The sequence below is a fragment of the Streptomyces sp. NPDC107522 genome (assembly GCF_055657525.1).
Map to the genome: position 1 here is coordinate 384,254 of NZ_JBVKAU010000004.1, position 14,872 is coordinate 399,125.

The window sequence follows — 14,872 nt, forward strand, 5'->3', positions numbered from 1 at the left end:
TGACGATCAGGTCGCCGGAAGCTGATACGACAGCACGTACGCGTCCGCAGCCATGACGGTGTCGCAGACTTCGACGGCCCGCCCTTCCGTGTCGAAGGCGGTCCGGATCAGGTGAATGACCGGCACGCCGGAGGCCAGCCGGAGCGTCTTCACCTCGGCGGGCGAGGGCATCCGGGCCCGGATCTCCTCCTCGAAGTGGTCGAGGCGGTGGCCCAGCTCTTCGAGGCGGGCGTAGATGCCGCCGGGGCCGGGGTTCGGCTCGGCGATGGGCGTACCGCGGGCGATGTCGAGCGGCAGGTAGGACGTGGCGAACTCGACCGGCCGCCCGTCGAGCAGATACCGGCGCCGACGAGCCAGTACTCGTCGCACGGAGCCAAGCCGGGCGGAGACGTCCTGGCTTGCCTTCTCTTCCTTGACCTCCAAGCTGTCGACCTGCGGGTGACTGCCGGCCGCGTCCGCCTCGACGATGAAGGCGGACTTGCCCTGCTCCCGGTGCCGCCGGGCGAACCGGTCGGAGGCGAGCCGCCGCACGGGAGGCCGGGGCCGCACGAAGACGCCCTTGCCGTGCTCGGCGTGCACGAGCCCTTCCCCCTGGAGGATGGAGAAGGAGTTTCGAACCGTCATACGGGATACCCCGTAATGCTCGACAAGGTCAGCCTCGGAGGGCAGCTTGTCGCCCTCTCTGAATCGCCCACGGTCGATGGCCTCACGCAGCTGGTCTGCGATCTGCCGGAAGACCGCACGATCGCTCGTGGGGTCGAGATCACCGAGGAGGCCCGAAGGAAGAGCAGGGCTCACGTGTGTACTCCTTTAGGTATCTAGACGAGTGGGCGAGTCTTGTTGCTACGGTGGAGAGCCTAGCCAGCCGAGAGGGCCGAGGAACGTGAGCACTGAACGCCCGCACTCCGTGAGCGTCGCCGGGGTCGTCATCGACACCCGCGGCCGGGCCCTCCTGATCCAGCGCCGTGACAACGGCAAGTGGGAACCGCCGGGCGGAATCCTCGAACGCGAGGAGACCATCCCCGAGGCCCTCCAGCGCGAAGTCCTCGAAGAGACCGGCATCAAGATCGCACTTCCCGCGACCCTGACCGGCGTCTACAAGAACATGACGGGCTTGATCGTCTCCATGGTCTTCCGCTGCGAAGCCGCCGACGGCACGCCCACCACCGGAAGCGAGACCCGCGCACTGCGCTGGGCCACTCGCGAAGAGGTATCCGAGCTCGCCGACGAGGCGTACGCGATCCGCGTCCTGGACGCGATGGACGCGGCGTCTCCACCTGCCATTCGCGCCCATGACGGCGTGAAACTCGTCTAGCCCGAACCCGCTGCACATGGCGGCCTACCAGCACGAAGGAACTTGTATGCACGAGTATACGAGTAGCGCCCGGGTCTGGGGGCTCACTTGCCCAGGATTTCCGGAAGAGGTCAGCCGGGCCCGCCGATGGACCCGCGACATCCTGCGCGGATCACCATTAGCGGAGGACGCCGAGCTGATCGTGAGCGAGCTGAGCGCGAACGCGATCCTCCACACGGCCAGCGGCGCTGAGTCGGGCGGCTTCCACCTGGCACTCGCCGTCTCCCCGCAGGTGATCGCCCTGTCGGTCACAGACGACGGAGGCACCGGCAGTGCCCCGAAGGTCGAGCACCAGGACCAGGACGCGGAACACGGCCGCGGTTTGGGCATGGTCAGCGTCATCGCGCACCGGGTCGTGGTCCACGAGACCGACGGCGGCCACACGGTTACCGCGGAGCTCTTCGCGGACTGGCGCCCTGGAGGCCACCCGTGCTGATGGACAAGCCGCAGTGGGGCTACTGGTGCGAGTGCTGGACCAAGGACCTGGACGAGCAGCGGCGGCCGGCACTCCTGGCATCGATCGACGCGTACTCGGCGGCACAGGCCGACAACTGGGTGGCGGTCACCCTGCGCACGATCACACCCGCGCTGGACGCGGAGGCCTCCGACGAGGCGTGGGACTGGCTATACGAAGGCCGCATCGAGACACGACGAGCCCTCCTACGGTCTGAGCCCTGCACCGTGTCCATCACCCAGGCCCGCACCCGGATCACATGGACAATCCGGCCCGTGCTCTTCGTGCCGCTCGCACACCGCAACGGCACCGAACTTCCAGTCTGCGCGTACGACTTCAAGCCCCACGCTGCCGACTGAGTTACAACTTTCTCTACTGGTTCAAGGCCCGCGCACGGCGCGGGCGCGCGCCGCCTCTGCGGCGCGGCCTGCCTCCTGTCTCCGCCCCGGCTGGCCGCGCCAGGCGGCGCGCTCGGCAGCTCCGGGCATGGAGTGGAAGAGACGCCCTCTGTGGCTGGGGCGGTCGGCTCCACGGCTTTAGACACCTCACGATGCCAAGGCGTCAAGCTGCGGCGGCCAGTTCAGTGGGGAATGCGGTGTTCTCGTCGAACAGCTCGTGGTGCTGGAGGCAGTGGAAGAGCTGGCCGATCATGCGGTTGAACAGGTTTCTCTGGGCGGCAGCGTGCCAGTCGCCGTGCTCGCGTCGGCGGCGGTAGTGGGCGTTCGCCCCGGCGGACGCCCGTAGGGAGGCGAAGGCCCACAAGTATCCAGCGTGGTTGAGGCGGTCGTTCTTCACCCACCGCCGGGAGATGGACGTCTTCTTGCCAGAGGCTCTGGTGATGGGTGAGGAACCGGCGTATGCCTTCAGGCCTCGGGCGTCAGCGAAGCGAGCGCGGTCGTCCCCGATTTCAGCCAGAATCCGGGCGCCGAGCTGGACGCCGAGTCCAGGGAAACTCAGCAGGATCTCAGCGTCCGGATGCTGCGGGAAAGCCTCTTCCACCGCCTCGGCGAGGTCGTCAGCGGCGGTGCAGGCGGCCTCCAGCTGGAGGACAAGAGCGAGCATCTGCCTGCCGAGTGCGTCCTCGACGAGCAGTGGCTGGTGGGCCCGGTCGGCGCGGAATACCTCGCGGAGGCGGTCGGCCTCCGCCTCGATGCCGCGCTTGCGGCCGGCGCGTTTGAGTGCGGCCCGGAGCTGGGCGCGGGTCAGCCGCGCGGCCTTGGTGGGGGTCGGTGCGGCCTTGAGGAGTTCGCGGGCCTCGGGCCGGCACAGGCCATTGGCCCAGGTCGCGAAGGCGTCCAAGGCGGATGGGTAGTACTCGCGGAGCAGTGAGCGGAGCTGGTTGGCGAGCTGCTGCCGGTTCCATAAGGAGTCCTGCTGGGCGCGGGCCAGGACGGCGATGGCGCGGCCAAGGTCAGAGTCTCCCGGCAGCGGCCGGTGAGCGTGCATGTCGGTGCGCAGGATGTTGGCCAGGACCAGGGCGTCGCCTGGGTCGGACTTCTTGCGCGAGACAGAGTGGCGATCACGGTAACGGGCAGCGGCCATCGGGTTGATCGCGAACACCTGCCGCTTGCCGGCCCGCAGCACTGCGACCAAAAGGCCGCGCGACGTCTCGATTGCCACCGGGATCGGGTTCTCCGCGGTGTCCCCGTACTCGGCGAGCAGCTCCAAGAGAATCTCGTAGCCGGCCGCATCGTCAGTGATGTGCCGCTTGGCCATCAGCGTGCCGGCGTCGTCGATCAGGGCAACGTCGTGGGCTTGCTCAGCCCAGTCGATTCCACAGTAGATCAAGACTTCCCTCCCTGACGTTTCGGTATTTGCACTGGTCACGAGCACATGCGGGCCACGCGAGCGACCTAATCCCAGGCATCAACCGCCCTGCGGAAGTGCCTCCACCTCACCAGCCGTTCGTGGCACCAGCGCATCCCACCGGCTCCGGTCTGCGCCGGAGCTCCGACGGCTCGGGCATAGCTAAGGAGTCACCGTGCGACGGGCTCGCACCACCAACACCAACGAGTGATCAAGAGGCGGGTTGTTGACGAAGGTGACGCCGAACGTCAGGCGTTCCACCAGGGCAGCAACCCGCCGCGGTGGCGATGGTCACGAGGGCGCCGGACGCCGCCACTCTTCGGGAAGACGTGCATCCGGCCAGCGTGAACTCAGGCGTCCATCCGGAGCCCGCGTGACCACCCCACCATGAGCACCGGCACCGCACATGCTGTCTAAAGCGAGGCATAGTCTGCCCGGCAGCGACAAGATGTCACGGTCCGGCACTCGAACATCCCGCGGCAACAACCCCAGCGGGACATCCATAACAAGGGATTAGGCAGCCACTTTGGGGCGAGCCTCTAAGATCTTGGCCCCAACGTCGTGCTTTAACGGGCAGGTCCACAGACTGCCCGACTCGCCATCAGCTTACGGGGCCAAGATCACTCGCCCCAAAGCAGCTCCAGCCCAAAGCCGCACCGCCGACCTCTACTTTCGCTTTCGCGACTTCCCCTGCGGTAGGAGGTTATCGGAGTCAAAGTAGGTGCGAATTTCATGCACTACCGCAGCGGCCGAGTCGCTAAGCAATATATCGTTATTGCGCCTATACTCAACTAGGCGGTTATCTATCCATCCAAGTCTGGCGCGGAGAATGTCTTCCAGGGTGGGGTACCGATCCGGCATCTCGGTGGAGCATTCCTCCAGGACTGGGCCCACTGCCCCCAAATAACTGCGCGCGGTCTCCAGGTACTGTTCAATCAGATCGGCAACCACAACCGGCAGTACCGGGTTATCCAGTACGGCTCGGAACTCGGCTTCACGTTCACTGTATTTCCTAGGGACAGCGATCACGCCAGCCCTGAATTTCCAGGATTTGCCCTCTTCGATTGCCTCCTCCTTTCGTGTGCCGTTCTCGTCGGTTGCCTCTACCTTGTCTTCAAGATCTAGCTTCAAGTAGTCCTCATGAACCCAGGCTGAGGGGCACAGTTCAGGACGATACTCCAACTTGTCGTCCGACCTCTTACGATTGAAGGCGTATTTCAAGTAGGCGTCGTACATTTGGTAAATATTGGCTTGCACGCCGAATCGCATGTCGAAGTCCTCGGCTAGCTCCTCTTCACCCTTTCCTACGAAGAGCTCGAGAGCGGATGAGAGTGCCTCTATCTGCTTTTTGAATATTTCGGTGCGGAGGGGTTGGAAGATGGTCTTTCGCGCATTCATGTATCCGAGTGCTGCAACGGTTGAAGTGGCTAGCCAAAAAATTATCTGCACGACAGACGTTGCCGTTTTCATCATGGCCCCCGGGAGAACATGTGGTGCTTCGTCACCCCGGAACCTACCGTGTGTTGTTGTTCTCCGGGTCAGAAACTGCAATTTTCTGAAGCTCCCGCAGCGTAATCGGTCAGGCGCTGCGTCCTTCCTGGGAAGGGTTCTGATCAGTGAGGCCGCGGCCGCCGTTGGCGCACGGCCTGTAAACCGTCGTCGCACAGTGACCCGATCGAGCAGGCGGTGACCGCTGGCCTGCTCGTCTCACCGTCCATCACACCGGCTGTCATGCAGTAGCGGCTACCACCCCCCGAGCCGCCTGGGCCGTGCCTGGGCCGTCCGAGGTCGACCAACGCTGACAGACGGCAGCCAAGGTGACCACCCCACCTCGCTCTGGCCTGGGCGCCCGGAGATGATCTGCGACACAGGGGAGGGCCATGCCTAAGCCCGGAGGGCTGACATAAAAACTCAGCGACCGCCCCGCCCGTAGTTCGCATCGAGGGGCTGATTGCAAGGGTGGCACGGGGCGTCGCTCTCAACCGATGGACAACCCCCCACTCGACTCGGTCGTACAAACTGGTACTCCAGGACCCGGGCAGCAGTGCTGGGCTGAGTCATTGAGACTCCGCCGACTTTACGTGCCCTGTGTCAGGTTTCTAGAAACCGATCCAGAGATGAACCAGTTGACCAGCGTAACGGCAAGGACGATCGCGCTTTCGGCTTCCTTTTGCGATACGTGCAGAGGGGCTTGAATGTCCGGATCGACGTGCCGGGAATACTCGTTTGTCCAGAGGATCTGGAGCATTCCCAAAAGGACATCCTTGGGGTTGGCAGCGGAGTCGACCTTGAAGGAGAAATCCCACTTCTCTGGCTTGCTCCTGAATGCGGAGATCATTTTTCCGAGAGTGGGGATGCTGTCGTTGGGTGAGATGACCGGGGCTGCTGCCGCTTCCACTGCCCGAACAGCGCACCGATAAGCGGCAGAAGGGTCCCGGCTCATGGAAAAGGCATGCTTCCATGCATCGGCAAGCAACCTTCCCGCTCTTGGTTCAAGTGCTCCGGTCGTCTCGGCTGCCAGTTGTACCGTCGCATCAATGCGCTCAACAAGGCCAGGTCTGTCGCTGACGAGGCCCACGCGCCAGGCGGAAGCACCTTCTTCCAGGATCTTTTCCAACGCAGCACACGGCGGTGCATTCGGGTCGAGTTGAGAGAGGGCGAGGTCTACGGCGCCAAGAAATGCTTCCGGATTTGAGTAGAGAGCGGTTCTGAACTTTGAGAGGCCACTTACCCTGTCGGGATGTGAATCTCCCAGCGACGTCCAGCCGGATGAAATCTTGAGAATTCTCTCAGCTCTTCTAATTTTGGATTCATCCGGAGTCACGTACCACTTATGGTTGCTGCCGAGCGCCCTCCTGTGCATCTGTTCAGAAAGCCACGTCCAGAGCGACTCGCGTAGCCAGCTGGGTACTCCATCGGAGAGGCGGACGAACTCCTGACGACCGGCTTCTGAGCGGCGGGCCGAGAAGGGGAGCCATTCATCATTCGTATCACTCATAACCCCTCCAATGATCAAATAGCTGATCCTTGAGTTTATCGGCGCAGGCATCCCAGGTGGCAACTGCATATCAATCGCCTGGCCTCGGCGGTGGCCGCAGGGGGCGGCGAGCTGCCGGGCGTTGGGCATCCCGGCGCTCCTGCCGCCTGTCGTGATCATCTCCACCTGTGCGTCTCTGGGCCGTCCGAGGGTCCGCGATGCTAACCAGCGACGACAGACAGTGACAGACGAGCCTCCGCCGCCAGCGGCGAAGCTCCAGGTCAGAGGCCCCACACCATAAACCATTTCCACACAGGGCCAGCGGTACGGCAAAAAGCAGCGCCACAGCAGTCGGCCTGGCCCAATAGGGTGCCGGGCGCCCTACCCATGCGCCTCAGCCGTCGAGACTTGCTCGGGTCGACGGCCGACAGCGTGGCTCAGGCCGGCGGGGGCACAGCGAGGCATACGCGCGCCTGCACGGTCGGCTGACCCTTCATTGTGGCTAACTGTCGTCGGCTGAGGTTCAGGCACCCCGGGGCCCCACTCCGCCAAGGGATGTTCAATCGGAAGGGACCGTGCCATTCGCGTGCCAGATCCTGCGGGGAACCATGGGGAACAGCGGGAACTTGCCCCGGGTGCGGCCAGGGCTCCAGCACCACTCCGCCGCAGGTCGGCGCAGCAACCGCCACCAAGAAACCCAAGCTTCCCAAGCTCATGTCACGGTGCTGTGAGTAGTGGCATCGACAAGAGGAACTGCGTCGCTGAAAATCCTGGGGTGACTGATGACGAGCTTGTCCTGGCCGTCCGTACGCATGTGGCCGACCGGGGGCTACCCGGCCCGGCATCTGCTGACGACGTCACCGCCTTCGAACGGTTGGTGGGGCATCCGATGCCCGATCTGTTGAAGCGGATCTATCTCGAAGTCGCCAACGGTGGCTTCGGACCGTGGGAAGTGGTGTCCGTGACCGAGACGGACGACTGGTTCAGCGACTGCTCAGACATCACTATGGCCTACCGCGGATTCGCCGCCCCCGATGACGTCCTTCCGTCGGGGATCGTCCCACTGATGGACCGAGGCTGCGCGATGTGGACGCTGATCGACTTCCGCACGGCCGACGGCCAGATGTGGGACTGGGACCCCAACCTGTGCTGCATCCGGCATGCCCCTGCACCGATCGGACAATCACTCGCGCAGTGGCTCACCGACTGGTTGCGGGGCAAGGCGCACGAGGGCCCCTACCCGGATCGCGTATCGGCCGCCTCCGACTGTCGCAACTCGTGAGGCCGGAGGGGCCCCGTCTCAGTTTCCGTCTCATTCATCGGGGTTCACGGCCGTTCAGATGAGACCACAGGCCCGGTGGGACAAGGAGCCGCGCCATCCATGAACGCAGGTGAATGCCCCTGAACCTAGCCCAGGACCCCACCACCACAGTTGGAAAGCGAGTTGGGTGGTGTGCGCCGAGGAAGAAGCAGGACGATGCCGATGTCAGACGCCGATGAGAGTGTGTCGGCCATGGAGACACCCATTGCCCCTGAAAGCGGGAATGAGGAGCACACTGTCATCGCACACTTCCGGCTCGCCAGTGGCGGTTTCGGCGAGGCCGACCAGCGGGAGCTGGTCTACGAAGCCTTGCAGGCGATGGCGGCCGCGACCGAGGCAGCCGACGTCGGGGAGGTTGACGGCAACGAGTTCGGTGAGGGCGAAGTAGTCGTGTACGCCTATGGACCGGATGCCGATGCTCTCTTCAAGGTCATGGAGCCGACTCTGCGCGGTCTGCCGTTCCGGCCGGCGCACGTCGTTCTCAGGCGAGGCGACAGCGAGTCTCGACTGGACCTGTAAGCCCGGCCCAGCGGCCGTAAGGCGGAATCGGGCAAGATGGAGCCGAGGCGCACCACTTGCGCACCAGATCAGGCGGGGAACAGCGGGGAATCACGGTGAAAGCCGCCGAACCCGGCTGGGGCGCACCTCCAACGTTCGCCCAGGTCAGCGCCCGAACCGGCCCGGAACGATCGCAGCTTCCCAAGCTGAGAGCGCGAGTTCGATTCTCGTCACCCGCTCCATGATTAAGGCCCAGGTCAGAGACCCGGGCCTTTTTGCTGTCCGCTGTGATCAGTCGCCGCGTGCCAGATTCGTGCCAGAAAGCTGGTCGGGCGCCTTCTGTGTACGGGCGGCGGCACGAGCCTTCCGGACCGTCGCGTCCAGCCCGGCGGCGACCTCCTCTTGCCGCTCGTCGTCGGAGTGCTGGTAGATCAGCGCCGCCTTCTCCGAGGACTGCCCGGCACGGACCATGGTGTCCTTGAGCGTGGCCCCGGAGCGCGTCGACAACGTGTGCCCTGTGTGCCGGAGATCGTAGAAACGGAACCCCTCCGGCATGCCGACGATCTCACGCGCCTTCCGCCATTCCCTCCCGAAGGTGCTCCTCCGGAAGGGAACGCCCTTCTCCCCGACGAACAGCAGCCCGTCGGGGCCCGACTCGGCATAGCTCTCCAGGTGCCAGCGGAGCTCCCGGCGGAGGAACGCGGGAAGAATCACAGTCCTGGTTCCGGCCTCGGACTTGGTGTCGCCCTGAACCCGCCGCCCGTTCATCCGCTCCGGCTCGGCGATGCGGACATGGATACGAAGGTTGTCAAGGCGGCTCGCTCCAGTCTCCGCCCCGCTCCAGCCCGGCCAGCGCCCGTGCCGCGCGAACAGCATCAGCCACCTCGGTGCCAGCACAAGGGATACCTCGTGGCTGGGGTGCTTCCAACCAGCCTACGGCCCCCTGATGCTCGACCTCGCTCCGGGCACAACCCGCTTCGCCGACCTTCTGAATGGGCTCAGCAAACAATTGGTTCCTGTGCAATGGAGCCGGAGCGTAGCGCCTCTATAGCAGTTGAAATAGCTATAGCTCGGCAACTAGAGATTGAAATGCATACCAGTAGTGGATAGCCTTGCTCCCCTGCCCAAGATGCGAATGGCCGACTGGCGCAGTTTAGTGGAGTTATGGCAACAGCAGGGAACACCGGACCACCGGCCCAGCAGCAGGGCAGAGGCGCATTGATCGTAGGCTGGATACTGGCGATCTTGGGAGCTGCAGGAACATTGGTAACCGGCATGTTGGCTTTGCCGCAACTTGGCCAAGTCGAGCGGCAACTTGACCAAGTCGAGCGGCAACTTGAATTGAACAGGGAGGGCCAGATAACTGATCGGTTTAATGACGCCGTGCAAAATCTTGGGTCAGACAAAATGGGGGTCCGCCTTGGGGCAGTTCTTGCCTTGCAGAGAATTATGGAGGATTCAGAGCGCGATCAACCTGCCACCGTTCACGTGCTTGCTGGGTACATCCGCGAGAGTTCCCCTACTTCGGCAAAACACGAGGGCAGTCATATCCTGAAGCCGGACATACAAGCATCATTCGAAGTTCTCGCCAAGCGCGAAGACGGCGATGGAAAGCGCGTGATAATCGACCTTTCGGGTACAAGGCTAGGCGCATTGAGCGTAAGCGAAGCAGAGCTGAGCTACGGGCGTTTTGTATCGGTTGATTGGGCTGGTATTAAACTCCCGTCTGCGAACCTGGGAGAATCAGATCTATCTCGCGCGATGCTGAAGGAATCGCATCTTGAGGCTGCCGATTTGCGCAAGGCTGTCATGACTGGGGCGAATCTGAACGAAGCGGTATTGCATCAAGCAGACATGCGGGACACGGATTTGAGGGACACTGATCTGACCGGGGCAGACCTGTCCGAGGCAGATCTTCGTGGCGCCGATATTTATCCCGCGAGAATACCGAGAGCAGATCTAGCCAACGCCGACCTGCGCGACATTGATTTCACTGACGCCAACCTTAACGGTGCAGATTTCAGCGGTGCCGACCTGCGGGGGGCCAGTCTACTCAATGTCGATCTAAATCAGGTTACCATGGATTCGTCGACAAAATTGAAAAATGCTGAGATTGACGTAGAAGATCTGCGACTGGCTAAGGAACGGGTAGATGATATCTGATTTCGAATGCACTCACACCGCAGGTGGTGTCTAGCCATGGCCAAAAACTTGGCGCACGGGAAGCCCCGTGCCATATATCTCCTCCTCGGCGTGTTGGTGGTCGCGCCTTTCACGGCAGCTCCTTCGAACGCGCCCCCCTCAGAGCCGACAGAGCGAGTAGGCAAGTGCACGACGAACGGCCAAACGCTCTTCGTGCGCGTGCTATATAACCGAAAAGATCAAGAGCGCACCCGAATAAATGAAGTCAACTTCTGGCTCGAGAATAATACGGGGTCGAGTAGCCAGGTTAGCTTTTGGGTGGGCAATAGGCGCGGAAACTTGGTTAAATGGCCTTCAACTTGGGGCAAATGGCTAAGTCCGGCTACGATTAGCGGCACAGAGGGTGACGAAAAGCCGTACATTGTTCCCATTCGTGAGGCCTTTGAGGTGTCGGAGATAAACAAGACTCCAATGATTCACTTCATCGGGGACTTGGCGGGCGCATCGAAGTGCTCGGGCTCAGTCCAAGCGTACTGACCTGGCAGACTCGAATTAGGTCAGCCAATGAGCCCTTTCCAACCTCCCGCCTCGGCTGGGCGGTTGGCCTGACAGACGGATGAAGCCCCTGGTAGATGGGTTTTCGACCAAGAGAACCGTCTCCACCAGAGGCTTCGCATGCTTGTCTACCCGTCCGGCGTCGACGTGTCCAGCTCTGCCCTCCGCTTCCTCACCGCCCGGCTGAGGGAACATCGACGCGCTCTCGGCACCCGATGGCGGCGCCTGAGCGCGGGTCGGCAGGCCCTGCTCGCCCTCGCCCACCTCCGCAACGGTCAGCCCTATGCCCAGCTCGCGGCGGGGTTCGGGATCGGTACCACCACCGTCTACCGGTACGTCACCGAGGCCGTCGAACTCCTGGCCGCCCTCGCCCCAACGCTCGCCGAAGCAGTACGGGCCGCGTCCATGAAGGCGTACCTGATCCTGGACGGGACGCTGCTGCCGATCGACCGGATCGCCGCCGACCGCCCCTTCTACTCGGGCAAACACAAGAAGCACGGCATGAACGTGCAGGTCATAGCCGACCCGAAGGGACGTCTCCTCTGGGCTTCACCAGCCCTGGCCGGAGCCATCCACGACGTCCGGGCCGCACGCGAACACGGCATCATCGACGCCCTCGCCGAAGCCGGCATCAACTGCTGGGCGGACAAGGGCTACCAGGGCGCGGGCGGCACGGTCCGCCTCCCTTACCGCGGCCGATGGGACAGCCTTTCCGCCGGTCAGCAGGCCGTCAACCGGTCCCATGCGAAGGTCCGGGCCCTGGCCGAACAAGCCATCGCCACCCTCAAGACCTGGCGGCTCCTACGCAAGCTCCGCTGCTCGACGACCCGAATCACCAGCCTCGTTCAAGCCGTCCTCACCCTCCATCTGACCAGCTCAGACTGAGGATGGAAAAGGCTCAATACCTCTCAGGCACACTCGGCCAGTAGCGGACAAGCATGCACACCTGCGGATCACCGCAGCAGTTGAGCGGCACACCGGCCCAACGCCGAGCGCCCGCCCCAGTTGCTTCGTGACGAAGAGGTCTTCACTCAAGGTCTCACCGCCACGCTTCCGCCGGCGCGGCTTACTCTGGTCGACGGCATGGCAGCGTGGCTGAGACTGGTGAGGGTGCAGCGATGCACACGCGCGCCTGATCGATCGGCGCCCCACCATCGTGGCTGACTGTCGTCGGCTGAGGATCAGACACTCCCAGCACAGCTCCGCCAAGAGATGTACGAGGCGAAGGCCCCATGCCATTCGCGTGCCAGATTCTGCGGGGAACCACCGGGAACAGCGGGAACTCGCCCCGGGTGCGACCAGGACTCCAACACCGCTCCACCGCAGGTCAGCACAGCAACTGGCGTCAAAAACCCGAGCTTCCCAAGCTGAGAGCGCGAGTTCGATTCTCGTCACCCGCTCCATGATTAAGGCCCAGGTCAGCGGCCTGGGGTTTGTTTCTTGTCTAGACCACGTGGATGGCGGCGGCGAGTCCGAGAAATACCAGGGACTGAGTCCTCGGTAGCTCGGCAGCCATGAGATGGTCCGCTCGATCACCCACCTGCGACGACCCAGTCGTTCGCTGGACTCGAGCAGGGGCAGTCCGTTCGCGTCCGACAGGGTGCATCCCGGGACCCGGCTTGCCCCACCACCTCGTGCAGCCGGCCCCACACCCCGGCTCTGGCCAGATCAAGAAGCGGCGGTGGGCTGTCGACTTCCAGTATCAGTGCCTTCCGCGACAGCGAGCGCTTCTTCCCACTGTTCGGCCTGGCCACTCATGTGCCCGCGCGGGGCACAGGGCGCGGTTCACTCGACGGGGTTCTCGGCAAGCGTGTGGTCCAGGAGCGCGTTGGCATGGCGGTGCCTCAGGCCGTACTCGGTCCTGAGCCAGGAGGGGAGTTCTCGGCGGTCGCCCGCCACCCTGAACTCGAGCCGAGAGAGCGGGGCCCTGAACGTCACGCGTTTCAGCCGCGCCATGCTCATCACGATCGGCACCCTTCGAGCCACCGCCCCTTGGAGGTACTTCACTGGGCAGCTGCCTCGGGCGACTTCCAGGCGTGGCAGGACAGCAGACGGCCGCCGACGTCCAGGAGGCGATGGTGAGCCGCACTGGTATCGCACCACCACCACGTGGCCAAATAGCGATGGCCGAATCCTTGTCAGATGATCAACCTCCATCTACCTTTGCACGGGCGCCACTTATCTCACACTTACATGGCGACGTGGCGCCGAGGGCTTCACGTTTTCTTCCACCCTGAGCCCTCTGCCGTTCCCCAGGGCTGCCACCTCCCCACAGGGCAGCGTCACCGATGGAGAAACCCACTTCATGAACGCTTCGATGAAGCATGTCCTGCGCGCGTCAGGCATTGCGACGGCAGCTGCTGCGATGGTCATGGGCATGACAGTTTCGGCGAACGCCGCACAGTTCAACGGGATATGCGAGAGCAAGGAAGTGTGCATCTACCAGCACACTTACCTCGACGGCGGTTGGATCGACCACCAGTACGCGGACCCGAACTACATCAACAACACCTATACCGGCGGCGGCGTCCCGGACGTGGGGACCAACGACAGAACATCCTCGATCGACAGCTGGGACCAGAACTGGAAGGTCCGGTTCTTCGTCAACTCCTACTACGGCGGCTCGCGTCAGACCGTGGCGGAGTACGCACGGCTCAACACCGTTGAGTACAACGATGCGTACAGCTCCCACTGCTGGAACGACGGCGGTGTCAGCGGCTACAGCCAGTGCAGTTTCTGACGGGGACCTGAGCACGCACCGATGAGCGGGAGCCGCCTCCTCCCGCCCCTGTTCCCGGACCGTACATCGGTCCGGGAACACCCCGCCCCCTGCACCGCCCATCCTGAGAACGGATCGCCACCTTGGCCGCACCAAACCGCTCCCGCATCGCGCGCCTTCACCGGTCCTCACCGGTCGCCCTGGCGCTGGCTGCCCTCACACTCTCCGGCTGCGCCGACATCGCCCCGGTCGGGTCCGCCGCAGGCTCAGACCGGGACCCCATCACCATCGGTGCGGTCAGCACCATCACCAGCGCGCAGCAGCTGTCCTTCCCCCTGGATACCTACGAACTCACTCCTGCGCAGTCACGCCAGCTCGAACTCGCACAGGACCGGCTGGTTGTGACATGCATGACCGCGCAGGGCTTCCAGTGGGCCGCACCCGAACGTCCGGCTCTGGCCGAAGGCAACCGGCACGGCCGCAGGTACGGCATCCTCGACGAGGCGGAGGCACGGCGGACCGGCTACCACGGCGCGCCCCAGACCAGCCCGGGTGCCAAGGGGCGGGAGGCGGGGCAGGACAGCTCCGAAGCAGCCCAGAAGGCCGCGGGTGAGTGCGTGTTGAAGGCTCGGGCACAGCTCAGCGGCAAGAAGTCGATGGACAAGGCAGACACCACCACCGACATGTACGTCGAGCAGCTCATCGTGCAGGACGCGGAGCGGGCCGAGCAGGACCCCCAGGTTCTGAAGGCGTTCGCCAAGTGGAGCGACTGTATGAGCGAGGCCGGCTACGACTACAGCGACCCATGGGCTTCCAACAACGACCCGGAGTGGGGCAAGTCGGAGACGGCTACAGAACGCGAACGTCAGGTCGCGGCCGCCGACGCGGCCTGCAAGATCAGCACGAACCTGGCCGGCGTCTGGCTCGCGGTGGAGACCGCCTACCAGGAGCAGACGCTCGAGAAGAACGCGGAAGCGCTCGCCCAGGCGAAGAAGGACAACGAGGAGCGGGTCCGCAGGGCGGCGGACGCTCTCGGCAAGGGCTGA

The 14,872-nt window shown here is 63.7% G+C and carries 14 protein-coding genes and 2 pseudogenes; 9 read left to right on the plus strand and 7 right to left on the minus strand.

Features of this window, described 5'->3' with window-relative positions; genetic code table 11:
- Positions 1-6: 6 nt before the first annotated feature.
- Positions 7-798: a GntR family transcriptional regulator gene (locus tag ACZ7L6_RS15760; protein WP_461696713.1), complete on the minus strand. Its 792-nt coding sequence runs from the start codon at positions 796-798 to the stop codon at positions 7-9.
- A gap of 109 nt (positions 799-907) precedes the next feature.
- On the opposite strand from ACZ7L6_RS15760, the gene ACZ7L6_RS15765 reads away from it, so the two are divergent.
- From ACZ7L6_RS15765 to ACZ7L6_RS15775, 3 genes are read left to right on the plus strand one after another with little or no spacing between them, the layout of a single operon-like run.
- A complete protein-coding gene (locus ACZ7L6_RS15765; protein ID WP_471924588.1) occupies positions 908-1,315 on the plus strand; it encodes an NUDIX hydrolase in 408 nt (135 codons plus the stop codon).
- 46 nt (positions 1,316-1,361) lie between these two features.
- Entirely contained in the window at positions 1,362-1,790 is a 429-nt protein-coding gene (locus tag ACZ7L6_RS15770; RefSeq protein WP_471924063.1) for an ATP-binding protein, read from the plus strand.
- Positions 1,790-2,167: a hypothetical protein gene (locus ACZ7L6_RS15775; protein WP_471924590.1), complete on the plus strand. Its 378-nt coding sequence runs from the start codon at positions 1,790-1,792 to the stop codon at positions 2,165-2,167. The genes ACZ7L6_RS15770 and ACZ7L6_RS15775 overlap by 1 nt, the downstream gene beginning before the upstream one ends.
- A gap of 202 nt (positions 2,168-2,369) precedes the next feature.
- Here the strand turns inward: ACZ7L6_RS15775 and ACZ7L6_RS15780 are convergent, their stop codons facing one another.
- The 3 genes from ACZ7L6_RS15780 to ACZ7L6_RS15790 all read right to left on the minus strand — a co-directional run bounded on the left by ACZ7L6_RS15780 (position 2,370) and on the right by ACZ7L6_RS15790 (position 6,741).
- Positions 2,370-3,596, minus strand: coding sequence for an IS110 family RNA-guided transposase (locus ACZ7L6_RS15780; protein ID WP_471924065.1), 1,227 nt, complete (start codon positions 3,594-3,596; stop codon positions 2,370-2,372).
- 684 nt (positions 3,597-4,280) lie between these two features.
- Positions 4,281-5,165, minus strand: a complete 885-nt coding sequence (locus ACZ7L6_RS15785) for a hypothetical protein (protein ID WP_471924067.1) — start codon at positions 5,163-5,165, stop codon at positions 4,281-4,283.
- Positions 5,166-5,691: 526 nt separating this feature from the next.
- Positions 5,692-6,741 (minus strand): hypothetical protein, encoded by a 1,050-nt coding sequence (locus ACZ7L6_RS15790; protein WP_471924069.1) that lies wholly within the window; start codon positions 6,739-6,741, stop codon positions 5,692-5,694.
- A gap of 577 nt (positions 6,742-7,318) precedes the next feature.
- On the opposite strand from ACZ7L6_RS15790, the gene ACZ7L6_RS15795 reads away from it, so the two are divergent.
- Together ACZ7L6_RS15795 and ACZ7L6_RS15800 are read left to right on the plus strand one after the other, a co-directional pair.
- Positions 7,319-7,873, plus strand: coding sequence for an SMI1/KNR4 family protein (locus ACZ7L6_RS15795; RefSeq protein ID WP_471924071.1), 555 nt, complete (start codon positions 7,319-7,321; stop codon positions 7,871-7,873).
- Between the two features lie 195 nt (positions 7,874-8,068).
- Positions 8,069-8,431, plus strand: a complete 363-nt coding sequence (locus tag ACZ7L6_RS15800; protein WP_471924073.1) for a hypothetical protein — start codon at positions 8,069-8,071, stop codon at positions 8,429-8,431.
- Between the two features lie 270 nt (positions 8,432-8,701).
- On the opposite strand, the pseudogene ACZ7L6_RS15805 reads toward ACZ7L6_RS15800, so the two are convergent.
- A pseudogene (locus tag ACZ7L6_RS15805) lies at positions 8,702-9,304 on the minus strand (tyrosine-type recombinase/integrase); the annotation flags it as partial.
- A 270-nt stretch (positions 9,305-9,574) separates the two neighbouring features.
- Between ACZ7L6_RS15805 and ACZ7L6_RS15810 the strand changes: the two are divergent.
- Both ACZ7L6_RS15810 and ACZ7L6_RS15815 read left to right on the plus strand, forming a co-directional pair.
- Positions 9,575-10,573 carry a pentapeptide repeat-containing protein gene (locus tag ACZ7L6_RS15810; protein ID WP_471924075.1) on the plus strand — a complete coding sequence of 333 codons (999 nt, stop codon included), beginning with the start codon at positions 9,575-9,577 and terminating at the stop codon, positions 10,571-10,573.
- 654 nt (positions 10,574-11,227) lie between these two features.
- Positions 11,228-11,992 (plus strand): IS5 family transposase, encoded by a 765-nt coding sequence (locus tag ACZ7L6_RS15815; protein ID WP_471924077.1) that lies wholly within the window; start codon positions 11,228-11,230, stop codon positions 11,990-11,992.
- Positions 11,993-12,586: 594 nt separating this feature from the next.
- On the opposite strand, the pseudogene ACZ7L6_RS15820 reads toward ACZ7L6_RS15815, so the two are convergent.
- Both ACZ7L6_RS15820 and ACZ7L6_RS15825 read right to left on the minus strand, forming a co-directional pair.
- Positions 12,587-12,803: pseudogene (locus ACZ7L6_RS15820) on the minus strand (hypothetical protein); the annotation flags it as partial.
- An 89-nt stretch (positions 12,804-12,892) separates the two neighbouring features.
- Positions 12,893-13,063 carry a hypothetical protein gene (locus tag ACZ7L6_RS15825; protein WP_471924079.1) on the minus strand — a complete coding sequence of 57 codons (171 nt, stop codon included), beginning with the start codon at positions 13,061-13,063 and terminating at the stop codon, positions 12,893-12,895.
- Positions 13,064-13,484: 421 nt separating this feature from the next.
- On the opposite strand from ACZ7L6_RS15825, the gene ACZ7L6_RS15830 reads away from it, so the two are divergent.
- Complete coding sequence (locus ACZ7L6_RS15830; RefSeq protein ID WP_471924081.1) at positions 13,485-13,847, plus strand: hypothetical protein; 363 nt, start codon at positions 13,485-13,487, stop codon at positions 13,845-13,847.
- A 122-nt stretch (positions 13,848-13,969) separates the two neighbouring features.
- A complete protein-coding gene (locus tag ACZ7L6_RS15835) occupies positions 13,970-14,872 on the plus strand; it encodes a hypothetical protein (RefSeq protein WP_471924083.1) in 903 nt (300 codons plus the stop codon).

Bases quoted from the DNA above. Each gene is read 5' to 3' on its own strand.
- ACZ7L6_RS15770 (WP_471924063.1), top strand. From the start codon at position 1,362: ATGCACGAGTATACGAGTAGCGCCCGGGTCTGGGGGCTCACTTGCCCA.
- ACZ7L6_RS15775 (WP_471924590.1), top strand. From the start codon at position 1,790: ATGGACAAGCCGCAGTGGGGCTACTGGTGCGAGTGCTGGACCAAGGAC.
- ACZ7L6_RS15790 (WP_471924069.1), bottom strand. From the start codon at position 6,741: ATGCCCAACGCCCGGCAGCTCGCCGCCCCCTGCGGCCACCGCCGAGGC.
- ACZ7L6_RS15800 (WP_471924073.1), top strand. From the start codon at position 8,069: ATGCCGATGTCAGACGCCGATGAGAGTGTGTCGGCCATGGAGACACCC.
- ACZ7L6_RS15810 (WP_471924075.1), top strand. From the start codon at position 9,575: ATGGCAACAGCAGGGAACACCGGACCACCGGCCCAGCAGCAGGGCAGA.
- ACZ7L6_RS15815 (WP_471924077.1), top strand. From the start codon at position 11,228: ATGCTTGTCTACCCGTCCGGCGTCGACGTGTCCAGCTCTGCCCTCCGC.
- ACZ7L6_RS15825 (WP_471924079.1), bottom strand. From the start codon at position 13,063: ATGGCGCGGCTGAAACGCGTGACGTTCAGGGCCCCGCTCTCTCGGCTC.
- ACZ7L6_RS15830 (WP_471924081.1), top strand. From the start codon at position 13,485: ATGACAGTTTCGGCGAACGCCGCACAGTTCAACGGGATATGCGAGAGC.